16 protein-coding genes are annotated in these 22,935 nt (G+C 69.7%); 7 read left to right on the top strand and 9 right to left on the bottom strand.

Going from position 1 to position 22,935, the window contains the following annotated elements:
• Nucleotides 1–127 precede the first annotated feature (127 nt).
• On the bottom strand, nucleotides 128–3,277 hold the full coding sequence (gene ileS / locus ACFV8T_RS12895) for an isoleucine--tRNA ligase (RefSeq protein WP_385326982.1): 3,150 nt from the start codon (nucleotides 3,275–3,277) through the stop codon (nucleotides 128–130).
• A gap of 541 nt (nucleotides 3,278–3,818) precedes the next feature.
• On the opposite strand from ileS, the gene ACFV8T_RS12890 reads away from it, so the two are divergent.
• Genes ACFV8T_RS12890 through ACFV8T_RS12875 form a run of 4 tightly spaced genes read left to right on the top strand, consistent with a single transcriptional unit; the run spans nucleotide 3,819 to nucleotide 6,781 of the window.
• Nucleotides 3,819–4,676, top strand: a complete 858-nt coding sequence (locus tag ACFV8T_RS12890; protein ID WP_385326980.1) for a TraR/DksA family transcriptional regulator — start codon at nucleotides 3,819–3,821, stop codon at nucleotides 4,674–4,676.
• Nucleotides 4,677–4,734: 58 nt separating this feature from the next.
• A complete protein-coding gene (gene lspA / locus ACFV8T_RS12885) occupies nucleotides 4,735–5,337 on the top strand; it encodes a signal peptidase II (protein ID WP_385326978.1) in 603 nt (200 codons plus the stop codon).
• 23 nt (nucleotides 5,338–5,360) lie between these two features.
• Nucleotides 5,361–6,302: an RluA family pseudouridine synthase gene (locus ACFV8T_RS12880; RefSeq protein WP_385326977.1), complete on the top strand. Its 942-nt coding sequence runs from the start codon at nucleotides 5,361–5,363 to the stop codon at nucleotides 6,300–6,302.
• Nucleotides 6,299–6,781, top strand: a complete 483-nt coding sequence (locus ACFV8T_RS12875; protein WP_385326975.1) for a GNAT family N-acetyltransferase — start codon at nucleotides 6,299–6,301, stop codon at nucleotides 6,779–6,781. The genes ACFV8T_RS12880 and ACFV8T_RS12875 overlap by 4 nt, the downstream gene beginning before the upstream one ends.
• Before the next feature lie 20 nt (nucleotides 6,782–6,801).
• Here ACFV8T_RS12875 and ACFV8T_RS12870 read toward each other — a convergent pair whose 3' ends face one another.
• A complete protein-coding gene (locus tag ACFV8T_RS12870) occupies nucleotides 6,802–9,117 on the bottom strand; it encodes a hypothetical protein (protein ID WP_385326974.1) in 2,316 nt (771 codons plus the stop codon).
• A gap of 239 nt (nucleotides 9,118–9,356) precedes the next feature.
• Between ACFV8T_RS12870 and ACFV8T_RS12865 the strand changes: the two genes are divergently transcribed.
• Nucleotides 9,357–10,943, top strand: coding sequence for a Na+/H+ antiporter (locus ACFV8T_RS12865; RefSeq protein ID WP_385326973.1), 1,587 nt, complete (start codon nucleotides 9,357–9,359; stop codon nucleotides 10,941–10,943).
• A gap of 54 nt (nucleotides 10,944–10,997) precedes the next feature.
• On the opposite strand, the gene ACFV8T_RS12860 is transcribed toward ACFV8T_RS12865, so the two are convergent.
• A complete protein-coding gene (locus ACFV8T_RS12860; protein WP_385327367.1) occupies nucleotides 10,998–12,119 on the bottom strand; it encodes a mechanosensitive ion channel family protein in 1,122 nt (373 codons plus the stop codon).
• A gap of 37 nt (nucleotides 12,120–12,156) precedes the next feature.
• On the opposite strand from ACFV8T_RS12860, the gene ACFV8T_RS12855 reads away from it, so the two are divergent.
• Nucleotides 12,157–12,735, top strand: coding sequence for a dienelactone hydrolase family protein (locus ACFV8T_RS12855; RefSeq protein WP_385326972.1), 579 nt, complete (start codon nucleotides 12,157–12,159; stop codon nucleotides 12,733–12,735).
• Nucleotides 12,736–12,777: 42 nt separating this feature from the next.
• Here the strand turns inward: ACFV8T_RS12855 and ACFV8T_RS12850 are convergent, their stop codons facing one another.
• The 5 genes from ACFV8T_RS12850 to ACFV8T_RS12830 all read right to left on the bottom strand — a co-directional run bounded on the left by ACFV8T_RS12850 (nucleotide 12,778) and on the right by ACFV8T_RS12830 (nucleotide 18,790).
• Nucleotides 12,778–13,746 (bottom strand): zinc metalloprotease, encoded by a 969-nt coding sequence (locus ACFV8T_RS12850; protein WP_385326970.1) that lies wholly within the window; start codon nucleotides 13,744–13,746, stop codon nucleotides 12,778–12,780.
• Between the two features lie 315 nt (nucleotides 13,747–14,061).
• A complete protein-coding gene (locus tag ACFV8T_RS12845; protein ID WP_385326968.1) occupies nucleotides 14,062–15,723 on the bottom strand; it encodes an alkaline phosphatase D family protein in 1,662 nt (553 codons plus the stop codon).
• A gap of 97 nt (nucleotides 15,724–15,820) precedes the next feature.
• Nucleotides 15,821–16,636: a DsbA family protein gene (locus ACFV8T_RS12840; protein ID WP_385326967.1), complete on the bottom strand. Its 816-nt coding sequence runs from the start codon at nucleotides 16,634–16,636 to the stop codon at nucleotides 15,821–15,823.
• A 48-nt stretch (nucleotides 16,637–16,684) separates the two neighbouring features.
• On the bottom strand, nucleotides 16,685–17,404 hold the full coding sequence (locus ACFV8T_RS12835; RefSeq protein WP_385326966.1) for a hypothetical protein: 720 nt from the start codon (nucleotides 17,402–17,404) through the stop codon (nucleotides 16,685–16,687).
• Nucleotides 17,405–17,464: 60 nt separating this feature from the next.
• Nucleotides 17,465–18,790: a DUF2252 domain-containing protein gene (locus tag ACFV8T_RS12830; protein WP_385326965.1), complete on the bottom strand. Its 1,326-nt coding sequence runs from the start codon at nucleotides 18,788–18,790 to the stop codon at nucleotides 17,465–17,467.
• Between the two features lie 180 nt (nucleotides 18,791–18,970).
• Between ACFV8T_RS12830 and dnaE the strand changes: the two genes are divergently transcribed.
• The gene (dnaE, locus tag ACFV8T_RS12825; protein WP_385326963.1) at nucleotides 18,971–22,510 is read left to right on the top strand and encodes a DNA polymerase III subunit alpha; all 3,540 of its coding nucleotides are present in this window, start codon (nucleotides 18,971–18,973) and stop codon (nucleotides 22,508–22,510) included.
• A 98-nt stretch (nucleotides 22,511–22,608) separates the two neighbouring features.
• Here the strand turns inward: dnaE and ACFV8T_RS12820 are convergent, their stop codons facing one another.
• Nucleotides 22,609–22,788, bottom strand: coding sequence for a hypothetical protein (locus ACFV8T_RS12820; RefSeq protein WP_385326962.1), 180 nt, complete (start codon nucleotides 22,786–22,788; stop codon nucleotides 22,609–22,611).
• Between the last annotated feature and the right edge of the window lie 147 nt (nucleotides 22,789–22,935).

Here is a 22,935-nt window from a genome sequence, read left to right as displayed (position 1 = left end):
GGGGCTCTGCCCCAGACCCCGCTCCTCAATCGCCGGAGGGGCTGAAAGGCGGGGGCGGGAGGCTGGGGAGCAGCGAGAAGGGCCCGGTCGGACTGGTGTCCGGCCGGGCCCCTCTTCTTGTTGTGGGTTACTGCTCCGTCTTGCGGAGGCGGAACGTCAGGGACAGGCCCTCGTCCTCGAACGGGGTGCCGTACGCCGGGTCCGCCTCGCCCTGGGCGTAGTCCAGTGCCAGGACCTCGTCCGCGATCAGGGCCGCGTGCTCGGTCAGGGCTTCCACCGTGGCGGGGGAGGCCGACGTCCAGCGGACGGCGATGCGGTCGGCGACGTCCAGGCCGCTGTTCTTGCGGGCCTCCTGGATGAGGCGGATCGCGTCACGGGCGAGGCCCGCGCGCCGGAGCTCCGGGGTGATCTCCAGGTCCAGGGCGACCGTCGCGCCCGAGTCGGACGCGACGGACCAGCCCTCGCGCGGGGTCTCGGTGATGATCACCTCGTCGGGGGAGAGGGTGACCGTCTCGCCGTCCACCTCGACCGACGCCGTGCCCTCGCGCAGGGCCAGCGAGAGGGCCGCCGCGTCGGCGTTCGCGACCGCCTTGGCCACCGCCTGGACGCCCTTGCCGAACCGCTTGCCGAGCGCCCGGAAGTTCGCCTTCGCGGTCGTGTCGACCAGCGAGCCGCCGACCTCGGACAGTGAGGCCAGCGAGGAGACGTTCAGCTCCTCCGTGATCTGGGCGTGCAGTTCGGGGGAGAGCGCCTCGAAGCCCGCCGCCGCGACCAGTGCCCGGGAGAGCGGCTGGCGGGTCTTCACACCGGACTCGGCGCGGGTGGCCCGGCCCAGCTCGACCAGGCGGCGCACCAGCGCCATCCGGGTGGAGAGCGCCGGGTCGATCGCCGCCGGGTCCGCCTTCGGCCAGGTGGAGAGGTGGACCGACTCGGGGGCGTCCGGCGTGACGGGGACGACCAGGTCCTGCCAGACCCGCTCGGTGATGAACGGGGTGAGCGGCGCCATCAGCCGGGTCACCGTCTCGACGACCTCGTGCAGGGTGCGCAGCGCCGCCTTGTCGCCCTGCCAGAAGCGGCGGCGCGAGCGGCGTACGTACCAGTTGGACAGGTCGTCGACGAAGGCGGACAGCAGCTTGCCGGCGCGCTGGGTGTCGTAACCCTCCAGGGCCTGCGTGACCTGGTCCACCAGCGCGTTCAGCTCGCTCAGCAGCCAGCGGTCCAGGACCGTGCGGTCCGCCGGTGCCGGGTCGGCCTCGGAAGGGGCCCAGCTGGACGTACGGGCGTACAGGGCCTGGAAGGCGACCGTGTTCCAGTACGTCAGGAGGGTCTTGCGGACGACTTCCTGGATCGTGTTGTGGCCGACGCGGCGCGCCGCCCACGGGGAGCCGCCCGCCGCCATGAACCAGCGCACCGCGTCCGCGCCGTGCTGGTCCATGAGGGGGATGGGCTGAAGGATGTTGCCCAGGTGCTTGGACATCTTGCGGCCGTCCTCGGCGAGGATGTGGCCCAGGCAGACCACGTTCTCGTAGGACGACTTGTCGAAGACCAGGGTGCCGACCGCCATCAGCGTGTAGAACCAGCCGCGGGTCTGGTCGATGGCCTCCGAGATGAACTGCGCCGGGTAACGGCTCTCGAAGAGCTCCTTGTTCTTGTACGGGTAGCCCCACTGCGCGAACGGCATCGAACCCGAGTCGTACCAGGCGTCGATGACCTCGGGGACGCGGTACGCCTCCAGCTGGCAGTTCTCGTGCGAGCAGGTGAACGTGATCTCGTCGATGAACGGGCGGTGCGGGTCGAGGCCCGAGAGGTCGGTGCCGGTGAGCTCGCTCAGCTCTGCGCGCGAGCCGACGCAGGTGAGGTGGCTGTCCTCGCAGCGCCAGATCGGCAGCGGGGTGCCCCAGTAGCGGTTGCGGGACAGCGCCCAGTCGACGTTGTTGTTCAGCCAGTCACCGAAGCGGCCGTTCTTGACCGAGTCCGGGAACCAGTTGGTCTTCTCGTTCTCCTGGAGGAGCCGGTCCTTGATGGCGGTCGTGCGGATGTACCAGGACGGCTGCGCGTAGTAGAGCAGCGCGGTGTGGCAGCGCCAGCAGTGCGGGTAGCTGTGCTCGTACGGGACGTGCCGGAAGAGCCTGCCGCGGGCGGCCAGGTCCTCGGTGAGTGCCTCGTCGGCCTTCTTGAAGAAGACACCGCCGACCAGCGGCAGGTTCTCCTCGAAGGTGCCGTCGGGGCGGACCGGGTTCACGACCGGCAGGCCGTACGCCTTGCAGACCAGGAGGTCGTCGGCGCCGAAGGCAGGGGACTGGTGGACCAGACCCGTACCGTCCTCGGTCGTCACGTACTCGGCGTTGACCACGTAGTGCGCCTCGGCGGGGAAGTCCACCAGGGCGAAGGGACGCTCGTAGGTCCAGCGCTCCATCTCGCGGCCGGTGAAGGTCTCGCCGGTGGTCTCCCAGCCCTCGCCCAGCGCCTTCTCGACGAGCGGCTGCGCGACGACGAGCTTCTCCTCGCCATCGGTCGCGACGACGTAGGTGACGTCGGGGTGCGCGGCCACGGCGGTGTTGGAGACCAGGGTCCAGGGGGTGGTCGTCCAGATGAGGAGGGACGCCTCGCCGGCCAGCGGGCCGGACGTGAGGGGGAAGCGGACGAAGACCGACGGGTCGACGACCGTCTCGTAACCCTGTGCCAGCTCGTGGTCGGAGAGCCCCGTGCCGCAGCGGGGGCACCAGGGGGCGACGCGGTGGTCCTGGACCAGGAGGTCCTTGTTGAAGATCTCCTTCAGCGACCACCACACCGACTCGACGTACTCGGGGTCCATCGTGCGGTACGCGTCGTCGAGGTCGACCCAGTAGCCCATGCGGGTCGTGAGCTCGGTGAACGCGTCCGTGTGGCGGGTCACGGACTCACGGCACTTGGCGTTGAACTCGGCGATGCCGTACGCCTCGATGTCCTTCTTGCCGTTGAAGCCCAGCTCCTTCTCGACCGCGAGCTCGACCGGCAGTCCGTGGCAGTCCCAGCCGGCCTTGCGGCCGACGTGGTAGCCCTGCATGGTCCGGAAGCGGGGGAAGACGTCCTTGAAGACGCGGGCTTCGATGTGGTGGGCGCCGGGCATGCCGTTGGCGGTGGGCGGGCCCTCGTAGAAGACCCACTCGGGGCGGCCCTCGGACTGTTCGAGGCTCTTGGCGAAGACCTTGCTGTCGCGCCAGAAATCGAGCACGGCGTGCTCCAGCGCGGGCAGGTCGACCTGGGCGGGTACCTGGCGGTACTGCGGCGATGTCATGGGCGGACTTCCTCCGGCGGACGTTTTCCACTTCCGTCGGAGGGACGAGGGCCTCATCGGCTCCCGCGGTACCACCCTCCTTGGCCCCGGGCGTGCGCCCGTGGCCCCCTCATTGGGGTCGCGATGCCGGTTCTACTTGCCTTGCGGCGTTCTTCCGACGGCTCCGGGTGATCTTCACGACGCGCTCGCCCCCGGGCTTCCACCGTCCCCGGGTCGCTCCTGGCTGCGTACGACGCTACTCGTCCCATCCACGCCTCTCGCTGGGCCCAGTGTACGGGCCCGTACGGGCGACGGCCGACCGGTTTAACCCGAGGGGCGGGGCGTGACCCGAATGGGCAGACGGAGGAGTACGGAGTCCGGGCGGGGTGCCGGGAGGCGGATTACCCGGCGGTGAGCTGGGCACAACGGATGCAGGCAGGTCGGTGTCCGGGCGCGGGGAGGGGCGATTCGGCGGCGTGCCCCGTTGCCGCGGCGCTGGGGTCGATTTATCGTCCCAGCACGATTCGCGTGCAAGATCACAATATGTGAAGGGGCCGCGGCCATGGTGGCGAAGAAGACCACCGCGAAGAAGACGGCGTCGGCCGGATCCACGGGCGCGGCGGCCGGGGAGACGGGCGGCGACGCAGGCATGGAGACTGTCCCGGAGGCCGAGGCCGGTGCGACGGAGACCGCCGTGAAGAAGGTCGCCGTGAAGAGGACGGCGGCGAAGAGATCCGCGGCCGGGAAGACAGCGGCCGGAACGAAGGTGGCGTCCGCCGGGTACGAGGATGCCGGGCACGAGGACGCCGGGCTCGCGGCGCCGCCCAAGAGAGCGCCTGCGAAGAAGAGCGCGGCCAAGAAGGCTTCGAAGAGGGCCGCGTCCGCGGCCAAGGGGGCGGCCGAGGCCGCCGGGAAGACGGGAGCCCACACGGTGGTAGCCAAGAAGAGCGCGGCCCGGACCCGCACGGCCGGCACGGGCGCGGTGCCCGTGCCCCCGGCGGGTGGGGTCGTCACGACAGCCCCCGGCGAGCTGGCGGTCCGGCCGGGCGAGGACCCCTGGACCCCGGAGGAGGTCGCCGAGGCACGGGCCGTGCTGAGCAGCGAGACCATGCGGCTGCGCAGTGAGCTGGAGGCCGCGAGTGCCGCGCTCGCCGGACTGATGCGTGACTCCGGTGACGGCGCGGGTGACGACGAGGCGGACACCGGCACCAAGAACATCACCCGCGAGCACGAGATGTCGCTCGCCGCCAACGCCCAGGAGATGCTGGAGCAGACCGAGCGGGCCCTGGCCCGGCTCGACGCCGGGACGTACGGGCTGTGCGAGGTCTGCGGCAATCCGATCGGCAAGGCGCGGATGCAGGCGTTCCCGCGCGCCACGCTCTGTGTCGAGGACAAACAGAAGCAGGAGCGGCGCGGTTGATCCCCGGCGGTGTGTCGTACCCTCGTCCTCAGTCAGGAACCTAGGTTGAGGGATTCACGTGGCAGAGGCGGAGCGCATCATCGGTACGCCGGACATCCCCGATGCTGAGGGGACCGAAGGGGGCGAGGCCGCGGACCGGGCCGATGACCGGGGCGGGGAGACCGTCCCGGGCAGGGGCAAGCGGAGGATCGTGGTGCTCTTCGCCGTGGCCGTGTTCGCCTACCTCATCGACCTGATCAGCAAGATGCTCGTGGTCGCGAAGCTGGAGCACCACGAGCCGGTCGAGCTGATCGGTGACTGGCTGCAGCTCAGCGCCATCCGCAACGCCGGTGCCGCGTTCGGTATCGGTGAGGCGTACACCGTCATCTTCACGTTCATCGCGGCGACCGTCATCGTCGTGATCGCCCGGCTCGCGCGCAAGCTCTACAGCCTGCCGTGGGCCATCGCGCTCGGCCTGCTGCTCGGCGGTGCGCTCGGCAATCTCACCGACCGCATCTTCCGCGCCCCGGGCACCTTCCAGGGCGCGGTGGTGGACTTCATCGCCCCGGCGCACTTCGCCGTCTTCAACCTCGCCGACTCCGCGATCGTCTGCGGCGGCATCCTGATCGTGATCCTTTCCTTCAAGGGCCTGGACCCCGACGGCACCGTGCACAAGGACTAGTGGCCGCAAGGCATACTCGACAGGTGAGTACGTATCCCGAGGTCCGCACCCTGCCCGTACCCGACGGTCTGGAAGGCGAGCGTGTCGACGCCGCCATTTCCCGGATGTTCGGTTTCTCCCGCACCAAGGCCGCCGAGCTGGCAGCCGCCGGGAAGGTGCAGGTGGACGGCTCGGCGGTCGGGAAGTCCGAGCGGGTCCGGGGCGGTGCCTGGCTGGAAGTGGAGATGCCGCAGGCGCCCGCTCCGGTGCAGATCGTCGCCGAGCCCGTCGAGGGCATGGAGATCGTGCACGACGACGACGACATCGTCGTGATCGCGAAGCCGGTCGGGGTCGCCGCCCACCCGAGCCCCGGCTGGACCGGCACGACCGTCATCGGGGGTCTCGCCGCCGCCGGGTACCGGATCTCGACGTCCGGTGCCGCCGAGCGCCAGGGCATCGTCCACCGTCTCGATGTCGGCACCTCCGGCCTGATGGTCGTCGCCAAGTCCGAGCGGGCCTACACCCTGCTGAAGGCGCAGTTCCGCGACCGGGTCGTCGAGAAGAAGTACAACGCGCTGGTGCAGGGCCACCCGGACCCGATGAGCGGCACCATCGACGCCCCCATCGGGCGCCACCCCAACCACGACTACAAGTGGGCCGTCACGGCCGAGGGAAAGCCCTCCGTGACGCATTACGACCTCATCGAGGCCTACCGCTCCGCCAGCCTCCTGGACATCAAGCTGGAGACGGGCCGTACGCACCAGATCCGGGTGCACATGTCCGCCCACCGCCACCCCTGCGTCGGTGACCTCACCTACGGCGCCGACCCGACGATGGCCAAGCGCCTCGGCCTGACCCGGCAGTGGCTGCACGCCGTCCGGCTCGGCTTCGAGCACCCGTCCGACGGCAGCTGGGTGGAGTTCACCAGCAGCTACCCGGACGATCTCCAGCAGGCCCTGGACAAGATCGCGGCGGAGAGCGAATGACCGGGACGCCCGCCCCGTACACCACGCGCACGGTCGTCGACGAGCAGGACCTCGCGGCCTGCTTCCTGGTCCGCAAGGACGTCTTCGTCGGTGAACAGGGCGTGTCCGAGGAGATCGAGTACGACGCGTACGACGCGGTCGCGCTGCATGTCGTCGCCGTCGCGGCGGACGGCTCGGCGCTGGGCACCGGGCGGCTGCTGCACGGCCCGGCCGCCGCCGCGAAGACGGGCGGCGACCCGGCCGTCGGCTCGCTCGGCAGGCTCGCGGTGACCAGGGAGGCACGCGGCCTCGGCGTCGGCGCCGCGCTGGTGCGGGCCATCGAGGACGCGGCCCGTGAGCTCGGTCTGGCCGCCGTCGACCTGCACGCCCAGACCCATGCGACGGGCTTCTACGAGCGCCTCGGCTATGTGGCGTACGGCCCCGAGTTCCCGGACGCGGGCATCCCCCACCGGGCGATGCGCCGCACCCTGCGGGACTGAGGGCCTCCGGCCCGGCGGGTTCAGCCGGGCAGGCCCCAGCGGGTCCACGTACCGTTCGACGGCACATCGCGCGGGGCCGTCCGCGGGCGGTGCGAACCCCGCGGGGTGACCACCGCCGTGGCGCCGCGCGCCAGGGCGACCGTGATCCGGCCCGGTGAGGTCTCCCGCCAGTGCAGCGGGCGCCCGTGCGCGTCCCGTACCTCGATCCGGCCCTTGATCGAGTGGTCCAGGGTCAGCGGGGCGCCCGCCTCGCTGTGCACCCGTACCCAGCGCGTCGCGCCGCCCGAACGGTCCGCGTCCACCAGGAAGGCGCCCTGGGTGCGCAGTGACGCGATCGACGCGTCCGCCCAGCGGTCCGAGACGGACGGGAAGACCTTCACCACCCCCTCGTGGCCCTGCACCACCATGTCGAGCATCGACTGGGCGGCGGACAGCGGGCTCTCCAGGGCGAGGTTCTTGCCCTCCCGGTACATCGTGTTGACCGTCATCCGGCAGTCCGCGACCACGTTGAGGTCGGTGAAGAAGGTCAGGAAGTCGAGGGCCTTCTCCGGCTCGCCCATCACCGCGTACATGGACGAGGCGGTGGCGTAGCTGTAGCCGTGCCACAGCTGCTGCATGGAGACCCAGTGGTCCATGGAGCGCCGCATCACCTCGCGGTCCCCGGGCCGGTCCCAGTTCCGTTCGCGCAGCGGGTACAGCCACAGCAGGTGCGAGTGGTGCCGGTGCGAGTCGGCGAGCGGGACGTCCTTGCCGATCATGACGCCGGCCGCCGGGTCCTCGGCGTACGGGGTGAGGCGCCGTTCGATGTCCTGCCAGCGCTTCAGCCGCGGATCGTCGTTCCGCAGCAGCTTCGCCGACGCGATCAGGGTGCGCACGGCCCAGCGGATCAGCGAGAGGTCGTAGGTGCAGTCGACGGCGTTGGCGTACTCGGGGGAGCGGGTCTCCGGCAGGTGCAGACGGCCGTCCGGGCCCTCGTGCAGGAAGTGCGCGTAGAAGTTGACGGCCTTCGCGAGGATCGGGTACACCACGTCGCGCAGGACCGACAGGTCCATCGAGTGCCGGTAGGACTGCCAGACGTTGTGCAGCGCCCAGGTGAGATTGCCGAAGTTGTCGGAGACATGGGCCGAGCCGGGGGCGCCGACGTCGTAGGTGTCGCCCGCCCGCAGCTGCCAGTCGGAGGGGTGGCCCAGCGCGTAGCTCTCGCCGTCGCGGTAGTCGGCCGGGACCGAGGCCGGGAGGTTGTGCTCGAAGCGGCGGAAGGCGCCGGTCACCGAGTCGAGTTCGGGGTGGTTGGAGCCGTGGACGGGGGCCATGCCGATCTGGACGTTGAGGTTCCACCAGACCGCGGTCCAGTTGTTGCCGACCTCGGGGAACCACGGGCCCCATTCGGAGATCGTCGGGCCGTCGGCCCTGGTCGACGCGGCGAGTTTGTAGAGCTGGATGAGATAGAAGCTCTGCAGCCGCTTGTCCGGTACGGAGAGGAAGCTGCGCCGGTAGTACGCGTGCCACCAGTGGCGGTGCCGGTCCACCAGCCGGTCGGGGTCGGCCGCCAGGGTGCGGTCCACGGCCCGCAGCGCGTCGGCCGTCGCCCCGGACACCTGGCCGGGGAAGCGGTACACGAGGTGCGCGGCGAGCAGGCGGCCGGTGCCCTCGCGCCGCTCGCGCCAGGCGGTGGTCCAGCCGCCGCCCGCGAGCAGCGGCTGCTCGACGAAGCCGTCGCCGGTCCGGGGGTCCGGGTTGGGCGTGTAGTCCTCGGGTCTGCCGCTGGTGCGGGTGGTGGCGGCCCGCAGCCACTGGAAGGACCAGGCCGCGGACTCCTCGCCGGGGCTGGGGCGGGTGGCGACCAGCAGGGCGCCGGTGTCGTTCTGGACGAGGGCGGAGAAGGCCAGGGAGCCACGGGTCGTGGTGACGGTGCCGCGCAGTTCGGCGTCGTACAGGTCCAGGGTCCAGTCGACGGCGGTGATCTCCCCGGCGAGGGTCAGGGTGAAGTACCCGATGGGGAGGCGGGAGAAGCCGATGCCGCCGCGCCACTGGCCGCGCTGGTCCTGCACCTGGCTGTGACTGATCATCAGCTTCAGCGTGTCGGCGGTCCTTCCGGCGTACAGCTGGGCGCCGAGACGGCCGTTGGCGAGGAACGGGGCCTGCTGCCAGTCGGCGGGGAGCGTGCGCCAGGTCATGGCGGCGTCGCGGACGGTCTTCTCGTGGATGTCGATGTCCGGGTGCTCCGTCGGTACGGGGCCGACCGCCGCCCATGAGGTACGGGAGCCGGCCAGCCAGAGTGCGGATGTGCCGGCGGCGGCGGTGGAGACGAAATGCCTTCGGGAGAACGCGGTCACGTGGTCTCTCCTGACAGTCATGTATGTGGTGGCAGTTCCTGTCCCTGAATCACGCACGCCGCATACTGCCCGCCCCGAGGAAGCAGCGGAAGGGGCCGACGGTATAGACATCGGAGGAATGTCGGTCTAGGAGGTGGGAATGAGGGGGTGTTGTCTGGATTGCGGGCCTCGCGTGGCAGGCTTTGACCCCAGATCCGCCGATCACGGAGATCGGCGCCCCGCGTTCCGGAAGGCACCTCGTGGACCAAATGGCACTGCTCCTCCTGCTGTTGCTCGGGGCTGTGGTCACGGTCCCGCTGGGAGAGCGTCTCGGGCTGCCCGCGCCGGTGCTGATGACGCTCGCCGGGGTCGGCATGGCGTTCCTCAGCTTCGTACCGAATGTGGACATCCCGCCCGAGATCATCCTTCCGGCGCTGCTGCCGCCGCTGCTCTACGCCTCCGTGCAGCGGACTTCCTGGCGGCAGTTCGCCGCCAATAAACGACCGATCTTTCTGCTGGCCGTGGCGCTGGTCTTCGTCACGACGGCCGCCGTCGCCGCGGTCGCCAATGCGATCGTCCCCGGGCTGCCCATCGCCGCGGCCGTGGCGCTCGGCGCGCTCGTCGCCCCGCCCGACCCGGTCGCGGCGACGGCCGTCGCCGGCTCGGTCGGGCTGCCGCGCAGGCTCGTCTCCATCCTGGAGGGCGAGGGGCTGTTCAACGACGTGACCGCGATCGTGCTGTACCACGTGGCGATCGCCGCCGCGGTGAGCGGGAGCTTCTCGCTGCCGGAGGCGTTCGGGCTGCTGATCCTCTCGGCGGTGGTGGCCGTGGTCGTGGGTCTGGTGCTGGGCTGGCTCACCATCAAGCTCATGGGTCTGCTCGGCGACGCCACGCTCCAGGTCGGCCTCACCCTGCTGGTGCCGTTCGTGAGTTACGTGCTCGCGGAGGAGCTGATGGGGTCGGGTGTTCTCGCCGTCCTCACCACCGCGCTCTTCCTCGCCGAGCACACCGCCGACGCCGACGACGTCCTCGGGCGGCTCACCGGCCGTACCTTCTGGGAGATCGTCGACACGCTCGTCACCGGGGTCGCCTTCGGGCTGATCGGTCTCGAACTGCACAACGTCTTCGGGACGGCGGACGGGCGCGAACTCCGGATGCTGGGCTGGGGACTCGCCGTGGTCGTGGTCGTCGTCGGCGTGCGGCTGCTCTATCTGCTGCCCGCCACCTGGCTCGCCAAGCGGCTGCACACCCGGCGCGACGTCAGCGAGGAGATCCCCACCAGCTGGCGGGAGACCGTCGTCATGTGGTGGGCGGGGATGCGCGGAGTGGCCTCGGTCGCGCTGGCGCTCGCGATCCCGCTGAAGACGGACGACGGAAAGCCGTTCCCGGGCCGCGACGAGATCGTCTTCATCGCCTTCGCCGTGATCATGGCCACGCTCGTCGTCCAGGGGCTCACCCTGCCGTGGCTGGTCCGCAAGCTCCGGGTCAAGGCGGACACGGACGCCGAGGAGGCACTGGAGAAGGACCTCGCGATCCGCGCCGCGAAGGCCGCGAAGGAGCGCCTCAAGGAGATCCAGGAGGTCGAGGAGTTCCCGGACGAGGTCGCCGAGCGGCTGCACCGGCTGGCGTACGACGTGGGGGCGCGGATCAGTCCCGACATGGTCGACGACGAGCGCCGCGAGGCGTACGCGAAGCGGGCCGAGCGCTTCAAGGCGGTCAGCCGCGTCCAGCGCGAGATGATGTCGGCCGCACGCCACGCGGTGCTGTCGGCCCGCAACGAGGCGGGGGCGGACCCGGAGATCGTCGACCGGGTGCTGCGCCAGCTGGACGTTCGCAGCCTGCGGTGAGGCGGGAGGGCCGAGCGGCCCGGGGCCCGGCCGGGCCGCTGTCCGCCGTCCCGGTCAGCCGCGTCCCGTGCGGGGGGACCTGACCCGGTCCGCGGGCTTCTCGTCCGTCGGGCGGGGCGGATGCGGCCACTCGTCGGCCACAAGCGCCGCGGGCGCCGTCGCGATCCTCGGCAGCGCGTACGGATGGTGGTCGCGCAGCCAGCCGATGAGCTGCTCCCGTACGGCACACCGCACTGTCCAGATGTCGCCCGGGTCCTTCGCCGTGACCACCGCGCGGACCAGGATCGTCGACGGCGTGGTGTCGGTGACGGCGAGGGACCAGTCACGGCCGTCCCAGGCGGCGCACTCGCCCAGGACGTCCCGCAGCCGCTCGCGCATCGCGGCGACCGGGGCGGAGTGGTCGAGGTGGAAGAAGACCGAGCCGGTCATCTGCGCGCTGCCGCGCGACCAGTTCTCGAACGGCTTGCCGGTGAAGTACGAGACGGGCATCGTGATCCGCCGTTCGTCCCAGGTCCGTACCGTGAGGAAGGTCAGCGTGATCTCCTCGATCGTGCCCCACTCGCCGTCCACCACCACCGTGTCACCGATGCGCACCATGTCGCCGAACGCGATCTGCAGCCCCGCGAAGAGATTGCCGAGCGTCGACTGGGCGGCCACACCCGCGACGATGCCGAGCACACCGGCCGAGGCCAGCATCGAGGTGCCGAAGGTCCGCATCGCCGGGAAGGTCAGGAGCATCGCGCCGACGGCGACCGTCGCCACGATCGCGGTGACCACCCGCTGGATCAGCGTCACCTGGGTACGGACCCGCCGCACCCGCGCCGGATCGGTGGTGTTCGCGGCGTACCTCGCGTAGAGGGAATCGACGACGGCCGTCGCGATCCGCACCACCAGCCAGGCCGAGGCCCCGATCAGCACCAGCGTCAGGACCTGGCCGATCCCCGTTTGGTGATCCTTGATCACTTCGAGCCGGGTGTGGGTGTACGAGCCGCGCAGCAGCGCCGTGCACAGCGTCAGCTGGAGCGGAATCCGGCAGCGGCGCAGCAGCCCCCACAGCGGGGTGTCGTGGTGCCGGCCGTCGGCCCGTCTGAGCAGCAGATCCACCAGCCCGCCGACCAGCAGCGTGATCACGACCGAGCCGCCGACGACGATCAGCGGGCGCAGTATGTTCTCCATCCCGTCGCTCTCCATGCTCCTGACCGTAGCTGGCACCATGGGATTCATGAACATCATGCTTTTCCACTCGACGTACGGTCTGCGCCCCGCGGTGCACGCGGCGGCCGACCGGCTTCGTGCCGCCGGGCACGAGGTACAGGTGCCCGATCTCTTTGAGGGGCACACGTTCGAAACCGTCGAGGAAGGCATGGCCTTCAAGGAAGAGGTGGGCAAGGACGAACTGCTCCGGCGGGCCGTGCTGGCCGCCGCCCCCTACTCGGACCGGGGCCTCGTGTACGCGGGTTTCTCGTTCGGCGCCGCCACCGCGCAGACCCTGGCGCTCGGCGACGAGAAGGCCCGCGGTCTGCTGCTGTTCCACGGCACCTCGGACATCGCCGAGAACGCGTCCGTGGACGAGCTGCCGGTACAGCTGCACGTCGCCGACCCGGACCCGTTCGAGACGCACGACTGGCTGAACTCCTGGTATCTGCAGATGCAGCGGACCGGCGCCGATGTCGAGGTCTACCGCTACCCGGGCGCGGGCCATCTCTTCACCGACGCCGGACTGCCCGACTTCGACCAGGCGTCGGCCGAGCTGGCCTGGAAGGTCGCGCTCGGCTTCCTCGCCACGCTGTGACGGAGCGAGGGGCCCCGCATCGCGAGGGGCCCCTCGGACGGGTCAGCCCCGGTAGGCGGTCCAGCTGTCGCTCATCCGCTGCACCTGGCCCGCGGTGAACTGGGTCATGCACGAGTCGTACGTGTAGTCCATGAAGTTGTGGATCGGGTCGACCCCGGTCTTGTTGGTGCAGGTGTCACGTCCGGTCGGGCACTCGTACGCGGCGCTCTTCTCGGCCGGGGTGTCGGCCACGTAGTCGCCGTTGCCGTTGCAGCCGCCCTGGAAGGTGTGGTAGAGCCCCATCCAGTGGCCGACCTCGTGGGTGGCGGTGTCGCCCTCGTTGTAGTTGGTGGCGGAGCCACCGGGCAGCGAGGCGTCGAGAATGACGACGCCGTCGTCCGAGGGGTTGGACTTGTACGAGCTGGGGAAGGTGGCCCAGCCCAGCAGGCCGCCGCCGAGGTTGGCGGTGTAGATGTTGAGGGCGTTCGCGCCGCCCTTGCGCAGCGAGGACTTCATGGCCGTCTCGGCGGCGGAGCCGGGGGAGACGCCGTTGTACCAGGAGCTGTTGTCCGTGTAGTCCGTGCCGGCCAGCGTGTACTGGAAGCCGGAGTTCGTGTTGCCCGAGCCCTGTCCGCTGTAGGCGGCGTTCAGGACACTCATCTGGCTGCTGATCGCGGACGCGCTGAGCTTGCCGGTCGTCCCGGAGTGCACGACGTGGAAGTACACCGGGATCGTCGCGCCCGCGGTGAGCGAGGAGCCGCTGAGCCGGCGGTCCGCGAGTCTCTGCTTCAACTGCGCGTCCATGGCCTTGGCCTGGGTCGCGGTCAGCTCGTTGGGGTCGTCGGTGTGGGCGGCGCCCGAGGGGCGGGCCTCGCGCGCCGTGGCGCCTGCGCCGGATCCGTCCCCGCACTTCTGGGCGGACGACGCGGAGACCTTGGAGGCGGCGGAGGCGGCGGAGCCGGAGGGGGCGGAGAGCGGTGCCAGGGCCAGAGTTCCGGCCAGAACGGCGGTGCCGATCGCACGGTTACGCATACGCGGCGATATACGGGCAAGAGTGCGCACGGGGACTCCTCGCGGATGTGTGGGAGAGGTGTTTCCTCACCCGCCGCCGGGAGATTACGTGGGCATGTCAGCTCCCGAGGAGGAATGATCAGGCCCAATCAGGCATGCGCCAAAGGGTGGAAACCGGAATAAATCTTTCTTCGTGTTCCAGAGTTTGAGACGGCGACGTAACCGTGGGCGTTACCCCGGCGGGTGGTGTGTCCCCATTCGGGCCTTGGGGCACGCCACCCGCCGTAGCGATGCAATGCACCGTCAACATATGAGGGAGTGGCCGAAAATGAACCCTCAGCGCACCGGGTGGTCCACCCGCTCGACCTTCTGCGTCCCGCTGAGCGTCCGGTACGAACGCGTCCAGGCGGAGGTCGCGTCCCGCTTCGTCCGGTCGGAGACCGCGTAGTAGTCCATCTGCGAGCGCTCGGCGGTCACATCGAGGACGCCGTAGCCGTGCGAGTCCATGTCCACCCACTTCACATGGCGGTTGGCGGCCTTGACCGCGGCGGCCGCGACCACCGAGACCGTCTGCGGCGCCACATGCAGGATGTCGTCGATGTTGTCCGAGGTCACCGATGTCACCACGAACTCGGTGGCGGCCGAGGCGGAGAGCGGATACGTCGCCGCCTTCACCGGTACGTCGTTGGCCCACGCCATGTGGATGTCGCCGGTCAGGAAGACCGTGTTGGTGATCGACCGGTCCCGCAGGTGCGAGATCAGCTCCTTGCGGTCGTCCGTGTAGCCGTCCCACTGGTCGACGTTGACGGCGAGGCCCTCCTTGGGCAGCCCCAGCAACTCGGCCAGCGGCTCCAGCAGATGGGCGGGCACGGAGCCGAACGCGACCGGCGAGATCATCACCGACGTGCCGACCAGCTTCCAGGTGGCGTCCGAGTCGGCCAGCCCCGACTTCAGCCAGTCCAGCTGCGCCCGGCCGGTGATGGTGCGCTCCGGGTCGTCGACCGCGCCGCTGCCGATGGACGCCTGCTGGGAGCGGAAGGTGCGCAGGTCGAGGAGATGGAGATCGGCCAGGTTGCCGAAGCGCAGCCGCCGGTAGACGGTGCCCTCGGTGGAGGCGCGGACCGGCATCCACTCGAAGTACGCCTGCTTGGCGCCCGCCGCCCGGTCCGCCCAGGAACCCTCCGTGCCCGGCGTGTGGTTCTCGGCCCCGCCCGACCAGGCGTCGTTGGCGAACTCGTGGTCGTCCCAGATCGCGATCACCGGGTGGGTGGCGTGCAGGGTCTGGAGGTCGGCGTCCGTCTTGTACGTGGCGTGCCGGGTGCGGTAGTCGGCGAGGCTGAGGATCTCGTGCTTCGGCTCGTGCGGCCGTACGACGTACTTCGCGTCCGGGTAACTGCCCGACGCGTACTCGTAGATGTAGTCGCCGAGATGAAGGACCGCGTCGAGGTCGGCGCGGGCGGCGAGGTGGCGGTACGGGGAGAAGTACCCGGCCTCCCAGTTGGCGCACGACACCACCCCGAACCGCACGCCGGGTATGGCGGCCCCGGCCGCAGGGGCTGTCCGGGTGCGGCCGGCCGGTGAGACGGTCTGTGCACCGTCGCCCGCCGAGAAGCGGAACCAGTACGCGGTGGCGGGGGACAGGCCCCGCACATCGGCCTTGACGGTGTGGTCGGACGCGGCCTTCGCGACGGTCGTGCCCCGGGCGACGACCCGGGCGAAGTCCTTGTCCTCGGCGACCTCCCAGTGCACCGCCGTATCGGCGCCGCGGCCCGAACCGGGCACCGCGTCGGGGGTCGGGGTGACACGGGTCCAGAGCAGGATGCCGTCGGGGAGGGGGTCGCCGGAGGCGACGCCGTGCAGGAAGGCGGGGCCGTCCGCGGCGCGGGCGGCGGTGGCGGAGCCCAGCACCGGGGCCGCGACGGCGGTGGCGGCAGCGGCCTTGACGACCGTGCGGCGGCTGGGGGCGGAGAGCGGCGAGGAAAGGTGTCGACTGGTCACGGGGCAGCACCCTACTGACCGGTAAGCCGAACGGGCAGGCGAACGAAGGAAGTTCGCCTGCCCGTCGGGGAGCCGCTGCCGGGATGTCGTCGGCCGGTCAGCCCTTCAGCGCGGCCGTGATCGCGGTGTTGAAGGCCTCCACCGTCATCGGAGCGTTCTCGCTCTGGCCGTCGGTGAGCTTCTTGCCGTCCATCTTCAGCGTCGGGGTGCCCTTCACGCCGCTGTCCTCGAACGCCGCCGACATCTTCATCGCCCAGCTGTCGAACGTGCCGTCCTTGACGTTCTTCTGGAAGGCGGCGTTGCCCTTCAGCGCGTCCACCGAGTCGGCGACCTTGATCAGGTAGGAGTCGTCCTTGAACTTGTCGTCGGTCTCCTCCGGGTGGTACTTCGCGGAGTAGAGCGCGTACTTGTAGTCGAGGAAGGCCTCCGGGCTGACGTCCAGTGCGGCGCCGAGCGCGCTCAGCGCGTTCTTCGAGCCCTCGCCGCCGCTCATGTCGTCGATGAACGTGGCACCGATGTACTTGATCTTGTACTTTCCGGCGTCGACGTCCTTGTGCACCGTCTCGCCGACGGACTGCTCGAACGTTCCGCAGATCGGGCAGCGCGAGTCCTCGTACAGCTCCAGGGTCTTCTTGGCGCTCGACTTGCCTATGACGACCGTGGTGCCGTTGTCGCCCGAGGTGTTCTTGGGCGCGGTCACGTTCTTCGCGTCCTTGGCCGCCTCCCAGTGGGACGGCTTGTTCAGCTGCATGATGCCCCAGGCGCCGGCCCCCACGACGGCCAGGACGCCGACGATCGAGACGCCGACGATGATCTGCCGGCGGGCCTTGTCCTTCTTGGCCTGGCGCTCGCGCTCGGCACGCAGCCGCTCGCGGGCCGCCGACTTGTTGGCCTGGCTGTTGCGCTTGCTCATGTCTGTGTCTCCATGGTGTGAGTGGTACGTCGTCGGGGATGTGCGGGCTCAGGCGATGGCGCAGGCCGAGCGCGGCGGTCCCCTCCGTCCCACGGAGTGCACGAGCAGACGGGCATGTACGAGCAGGTGCGGGCCGTGTCCGGCGGGCCGCACCCGGCGGCGTACCGGGCGGCGGGCCGTACCGACCACGGCGACCGCGACCAGCAGCGGCCGGAACGCCAGGACGGCGACCGCCTCCAGCAGACCGGCCAGCGCGGACTCGCCCCGCCGGAGCCAGGCCGCGGCGAGCAGGCCGACGGTCACATGGGCGGCGAGCAGCAGCCACGGCACCGCGGGGCCGGGCGAGGCCAGCAGCGCGGCCGTCGTGTGTCCGGCACCGGTCACCGGGGCGAGCGGGGTGACCTCGGCGCCGGCCCGTGCCGCACCGGCGCCGAACTGGCCGCCGCAGAGCACGTCGACGCCGACCGAACGCAGCGGCCCCGCGATCGGGCCGCCGGCCGCGCCGTAACAGACGTGCTGACCGGTGGTGAAGACGGTGTCGGCGGCCAGCTCCAGCGGGACCAGCAGCCCGGCAATCGCTCCGAAGCCGCGCTCCCGGCCGGCCAGCGCGTACGCCACGGCGAAGACCGCGCCGGCCAGCAGGGCGACGGCGGTCAGCGGCAGCGGGACCCGGGAGAGCAGCACATGGGACGCAGCGGAGAGCGTCACGACGAGCGCCGTGAAAAGCGCCGCGCGAACGACTCTGAGCTGCGTCCCGGATATGTCCATCGCCGAGGAGTGTCGCATGCGAACCTGTAAGTGACCCCTAAAGGGACGGGCCGCGGGGAATCACAGCCCCGGAATGCGGCCGTTGCGGAAGAGATCCACGAAGATCTGGTGGTCGGCGCGGGCGCGGGCGCCGTAGCTGTGGGCGAAGTCCACCAGCAGACCGGCGAAGCCCTCCTCGTCGGCCGCGATGGCCGCGTCGATCGCCCGCTCGGTGGAGAACGGCACCAGCGAGTGGCCGCTCTCGTCGTCCGCCGCGGAGTGCATCGTCGCCGTCGCCCGGCCCAGATCGGCGACGACCGCCGCGATCTCCTCCGGCTCGTCGATGTCGGACCAGTCCAGATCGACCGCGTACGGCGAGACCTCGGCGACCAGCTGCCCGGAGCCGTCCAGCTCGGTCCAGCCGAGCCACGGGTCGGCGTGGGCCTGCAGGGCGCGCTGCGAGATGACCGTGCGGTGCCCCTCGTGCTGGAAGTAGTCGCGCACGGCCGCGTCGGTGATGTGCCGGGAGACCGCCGGGGTCTGCGCCTGCTTGATGTAGATCACCACATCGTTCTCCAGGGCGTCGCTGTTGCCCTCCAGAAGGATGTTGTACGAGGGCAGGCCGGCCGAGCCGATGCCGATGCCGCGACGCCCGACGACGTCCTTCACCCGGTACGAGTCGGGGCGGGTCAGGCTCGACTCGGGCAGCGTCTCCAGATAGCCATCGAAGGCGGCCAGCACCTTGTAGCGCGTCGCCGCGTCCAGATCGATCGCGCCGCCGCCCGCCGCGAACCGGCGCTCGAAGTCCCGGATCTCCGTCATCGAGTCGAGCAGCGAGAACCGGGTCAGCGACCGGGCGTCGCGCAGCGCTCCCAGCAGCGGGCCCTCGGCGGTGTCCAGCGTGAACGGGGGCACCTCGTCGTTCTTCGCGCCGGTCGCCAGCGCGTGGATCCGCTCGCGGTAGGCCGCCGCGTAGATCCGGACCAGTTCGGTGATCTGGTCGTCGCCGAGCGCCTTCGCGTAACCGATCAGGGCGACTGAGGCGGCGAACCGCTTGAGGTCCCAGGTGAACGGGCCGACGTACGCCTCGTCGAAGTCGTTCACGTTGAAGATCAGCCGGCCGTTGGCGTCCATGTACGTGCCGAAATTCTCCGCGTGCAGATCGCCGTGGATCCACACCCGGCCGGTCCGCTCGTCCAGGTACGGGCCGCCGTGCCGCTCCCGCTCCAGGTCGTTGTAGAACAGGCACGCCGTGCCCCGGTAGAAGGCGAACGCCGAGCCCGCCATCTTGCGGAACTTGACCCGGAAGGCAGCCGGATCGGCGGCCAGCAGCTCCCCGAACGCGGTGTCGAAGACCTCAAGAATCTGCTCCCCGCGCTGCGCCGCGCCGGTCTGCGCTTCCGACATCTCTGGGTGCCTCCTGGTACCTGACGTGCGTGACGACGTGCATGACAAAAGGGACGGGTGTCCTCGCCCTTCCAACGCGCGACCGTATCCCGGAGTGCCCGTCGTCCGTCACCTCGAAGACGTAGACTTCCACGCTGTCCCCCCAGCCCGTCATCGTCCGTTTCCCGGAGGCACAGCGCCGTGACCAAGCCGCCTTTCACGCACCTTCACGTCCACACCCAGTACTCGCTGCTGGACGGTGCCGCGCGGCTCAAGGACATGTTCGATGCCTGCAACGAGATGGGCATGTCGCACATCGCGATGACGGACCACGGCAACCTGCACGGGGCCTACGACTTCTTCCACTCGGCGCAGAAGGCGAACGTCACGCCGATCATCGGCATCGAGGCGTACGTCGCGCCGGAGTCGCGCAAGCACAAGCGGAAGATCCAGTGGGGTCAGCCGCACCAGAAGCGCGACGACGTGTCGGGTTCGGGTGGTTACACCCACAAGACGATCTGGGCGTCGAACGCGAAGGGCCTGCACAACCTCTTCAAGCTGTCCTCGGACGCGTACGCCGAGGGCTGGCTGCAGAAGTGGCCGCGCATGGACAAGGAGACCATCGCCCAGTGGTCCGAGGGCCTGATCGCGTCCACCGGCTGCCCCTCGGGCGAGGTGCAGACCCGGCTGCGGCTCGGCCAGTTCGACGAGGCCGTCCAGGCCGCCTCCGACTACAAGGACATCTTCGGCGCGGACAAGTACTTCCTGGAGCTGATGGACCACGGCATCGAGATCGAGCGCCGGGTCCGTGACGGGCTCCTCGAAATCGGCAAGAAGCTGAACATCCCGCCGCTGGTGACCAACGACTCGCACTACACCTACGCGCACGAGGCCACCGCCCACGACGCCCTGCTCTGCATCCAGACCGGCAAGAACCTCTCCGACCCGGACCGCTTCCGCTTCGACGGCACCGGCTACTACCTCAAGACGACCGACGAGATGTACGCCGTCGACTCCTCCGACGCCTGGCAGGAGGGCTGCGCCAACACCCTGCTGGTCGCGCAGCAGATCGACACCACCGGCATGTTCGAGAAGCGCGACCTGATGCCGAAGTTCGACATCCCGGACGGCTACACGGAGATCACCTGGTTCCAGGAAGAGGTCCGCGTCGGCATGAACCGGCGCTTCCCGGGCGGCGTCCCCGAGGACCGGCAGAAGCAGGTCGAGTACGAGATGGACATCATCATCCAGATGGGGTTCCCGGGGTACTTCCTGGTCGTCGCCGACTTCATCATGTGGGCGAAGAACAACGGCATCGCGGTCGGCCCCGGCCGAGGCTCCGCCGCCGGTTCGATCGTGGCGTACGCGATGGGCATCACCGACCTCGACCCGATCGAGCACGGACTGATCTTCGAGCGGTTCCTCAACCCCGAGCGCGTCTCCATGCCCGATGTCGACATCGACTTCGACGAGCGTCGGCGCGTCGAAGTGATCAGGTACGTGACGGAGAAGTACGGCGCCGACAAGGTCGCCATGATCGGCACGTACGGAAAGATCAAGGCGAAGAACGCCATCAAGGACTCCGCCCGGGTCCTCGGCTACCCGTACGCGATGGGCGACCGGCTCACCAAGGCCATGCCCGCCGACGTCCTCGGCAAGGGCATCGACCTCAACGGCATCACCGACCCCAAGCACCCGCGCTACAGCGAGGCGGGCGAGATCCGGGGGATGTACGAGAACGAGCCGGACGTCAAGAAGGTCATCGACACCGCGAAGGGCGTCGAGGGCCTGGTCCGGCAGATGGGCGTGCACGCCGCAGGCGTCATCATGTCCAGCGAGCCGATCGTCGACCACGCCCCGATCTGGGTGCGGCACACCGACGGCGTCACCATCACGCAGTGGGACTACCCGCAGTGCGAGTCGCTCGGCCTGCTGAAGATGGACTTCCTGGGCCTGCGCAACCTCACCATCATGGACGACGCCGTGAAGATGGTGGAGTCCAACAAGGGCGTCAAGCTGGACCTGCTCGGCCTCCCGCTGGACGACCCCAAGACGTACGAGATGCTCTGCCGCGGTGACACGCTCGGCGTGTTCCAGTTCGACGGCGGCCCGATGCGCTCCCTGCTGCGCCAGATGCAGCCCGACAACTTCGAGGACATTTCCGCCGTCTCGGCCCTGTACCGGCCGGGCCCGATGGGCATGAACTCGCACACGAACTACGCCGAGCGCAAGAACGGCCGCCAGGAGATCACCCCGATCCACCCGGAGCTGGAGGAGCCCCTCAAGGAGGTCCTCGGCCTCACCTACGGCCTGATCGTGTACCAGGAGCAGGTGCAGAAGGCCGCCCAGATCGTCGCCGGCTACTCGCTCGGCGAGGCCGACATCCTGCGCCGCGTGATGGGCAAGAAGAAGCCCGAGGAGCTGGCGAAGAACTTCGTCCTCTTCGAGGCGGGGGCCAAGGAGAAGGACTTCTCCGACGCCGCGATCAAGGCCCTGTGGGACGTGCTGGTCCCGTTCGCCGGATACGCGTTCAACAAGGCGCACTCCTCCGCGTACGGCCTGGTCACCTACTGGACCGCGTACCTCAAGGCGAACTACCCCGCCGAGTACATGGCGGCGCTGCTGACCTCGGTCAAGGACGACAAGGACAAGTCGGCCGTCTACCTCAACGAGTGCCGTCGCATGGGCATCAAGGTGCTGCCGCCCAATGTGAACGAGTCCCTGTCGAACTTCGCCGCCCAGGGCGACGACGTGATCCTCTTCGGCCTCACCGCCGTGCGCAACGTCGGCCAGAACGTCGTCGACTCGATCATCCGGTGCCGCAAGGCGAAGGGGAAGTACAGCACCTTCCCCGACTTCCTCGACAAGGTCGAAGCGGTCGTCTGCAACAAGCGCACCGTCGAATCGCTGATCAAGGCCGGCGCCTTCGACGAGATGGGCCACACCCGCAAGGGCCTGGTGGCCCACCACGAACCGATGATCGACAACGTGGTGCAGGTCAAGCGCAAGGAGGCCGAGGGCCAGTTCGACCTCTTCGGCGGCATGGGCGAGGAGGAGAGCGACGAGCCGGGCTTCGGGCTCGACGTGGAGTTCTCCGACATCGAGTGGGAGAAGTCCTACCTGCTGGCCCAGGAGCGCGAGATGCTCGGCCTGTACGTCTCCGACCACCCGCTCTTCGGTCTGGAACACGTGCTGTCCGACAAGGCCGACTCCTCGATCTCCCAGCTGACCGGCGGCGAGCACGCCGACGGCGCCATCGTCACCGTCGGCGGCATCATCTCCGGCCTCCAGCGCAAGATGACCAAGCAGGGCAACGCCTGGGCCATCGCCACCGTCGAGGACCTGGCCGGTTCCATCGAGTGCATGTTCTTCCCGGCCACCTATCAGCTGGTCTCCACCCAGCTCGTCGAGGACACCGTCGTCTTCGTCAAGGGACGCCTCGACAAGCGGGAGGACGTGCCCCGGCTGGTCGCCATGGAGATGCAGGTCCCCGACATCTCGTCGGCCGGCACCAACGCCCCCGTGGTCCTGACCATCCCCACCGTCAAGATCACCCCGCCGATGGTCAGCCGCCTCGGCGAGGTCCTCAGCAGCCACCGGGGCGACACCGAGGTACGGATCAGGCTCCAGGGCCCCCGCAAGACCACGGTGCTCCGGCTCGACCGGCACCGGGTCAAGCCCGACCCGGCGCTCTTCGGTGACCTGAAGGTGCTGCTCGGCCCGTCCTGCCTGGCCGGCTGAGCCGGGCTTCTCCGCAGACGTACGAGAGGGGCGCCCCGCGAAAGCGGGAGCGCCCCTCTCGGCTACCCGGCCTGCGGCCGGACCGGATACATCTCCGGTCAGTTGTGGCCGAAGCGCCGCTGGTGCTTACGGGCAACATCAGCAGGACTGCCCTGGGCCTGCGACTGAGGCTGTATCTGCGACTCGTACGCGGTCGTCTTGGCCTCTTCCGCGCCGCGCTCCGGAGTGGACGCGCGGTTCTGCTGGCTGCCCTGCTTGCGGTTCTTGTTCTTGGCCATGGTGTTCCTCCTATGGGGACTCTCGGGGCCAGGACCGCGTTCAGATTCACATAGCGGTGTAAACCGTGCATGTTGGATCATTACCGTGCGTAGCGGGGGTGGGGGATGCGTCGTTTTCCCGATCCGCCACGCCGATGATCGAGTTCC

The sequence above is a fragment of the Streptomyces sp. NPDC059832 genome (assembly GCF_042731715.1).
In the GTDB taxonomy this organism is placed as follows: domain Bacteria; phylum Actinomycetota; class Actinomycetes; order Streptomycetales; family Streptomycetaceae; genus Streptomyces.
Note: the sequence above shows the minus strand (reverse complement) of the source record. Positions and strands in the feature narration are given on the sequence as shown.

Coding starts and splice junctions, on each gene's coding strand:
- ileS (WP_385326982.1), bottom strand. CDS start 3,277: ATGACATCGCCGCAGTACCGCCAGGTACCCGCCCAGGTCGACCTGCCC.
- ACFV8T_RS12890 (WP_385326980.1), top strand. CDS start 3,819: ATGGTGGCGAAGAAGACCACCGCGAAGAAGACGGCGTCGGCCGGATCC.
- ACFV8T_RS12875 (WP_385326975.1), top strand. CDS start 6,299: ATGACCGGGACGCCCGCCCCGTACACCACGCGCACGGTCGTCGACGAG.
- ACFV8T_RS12860 (WP_385327367.1), bottom strand. CDS start 12,119: ATGGAGAACATACTGCGCCCGCTGATCGTCGTCGGCGGCTCGGTCGTG.
- ACFV8T_RS12855 (WP_385326972.1), top strand. CDS start 12,157: ATGGGATTCATGAACATCATGCTTTTCCACTCGACGTACGGTCTGCGC.
- ACFV8T_RS12850 (WP_385326970.1), bottom strand. CDS start 13,746: ATGCGTAACCGTGCGATCGGCACCGCCGTTCTGGCCGGAACTCTGGCC.
- ACFV8T_RS12840 (WP_385326967.1), bottom strand. CDS start 16,636: ATGAGCAAGCGCAACAGCCAGGCCAACAAGTCGGCGGCCCGCGAGCGG.
- ACFV8T_RS12835 (WP_385326966.1), bottom strand. CDS start 17,404: ATGGACATATCCGGGACGCAGCTCAGAGTCGTTCGCGCGGCGCTTTTC.
- ACFV8T_RS12830 (WP_385326965.1), bottom strand. CDS start 18,790: ATGTCGGAAGCGCAGACCGGCGCGGCGCAGCGCGGGGAGCAGATTCTT.
- ACFV8T_RS12820 (WP_385326962.1), bottom strand. CDS start 22,788: ATGGCCAAGAACAAGAACCGCAAGCAGGGCAGCCAGCAGAACCGCGCG.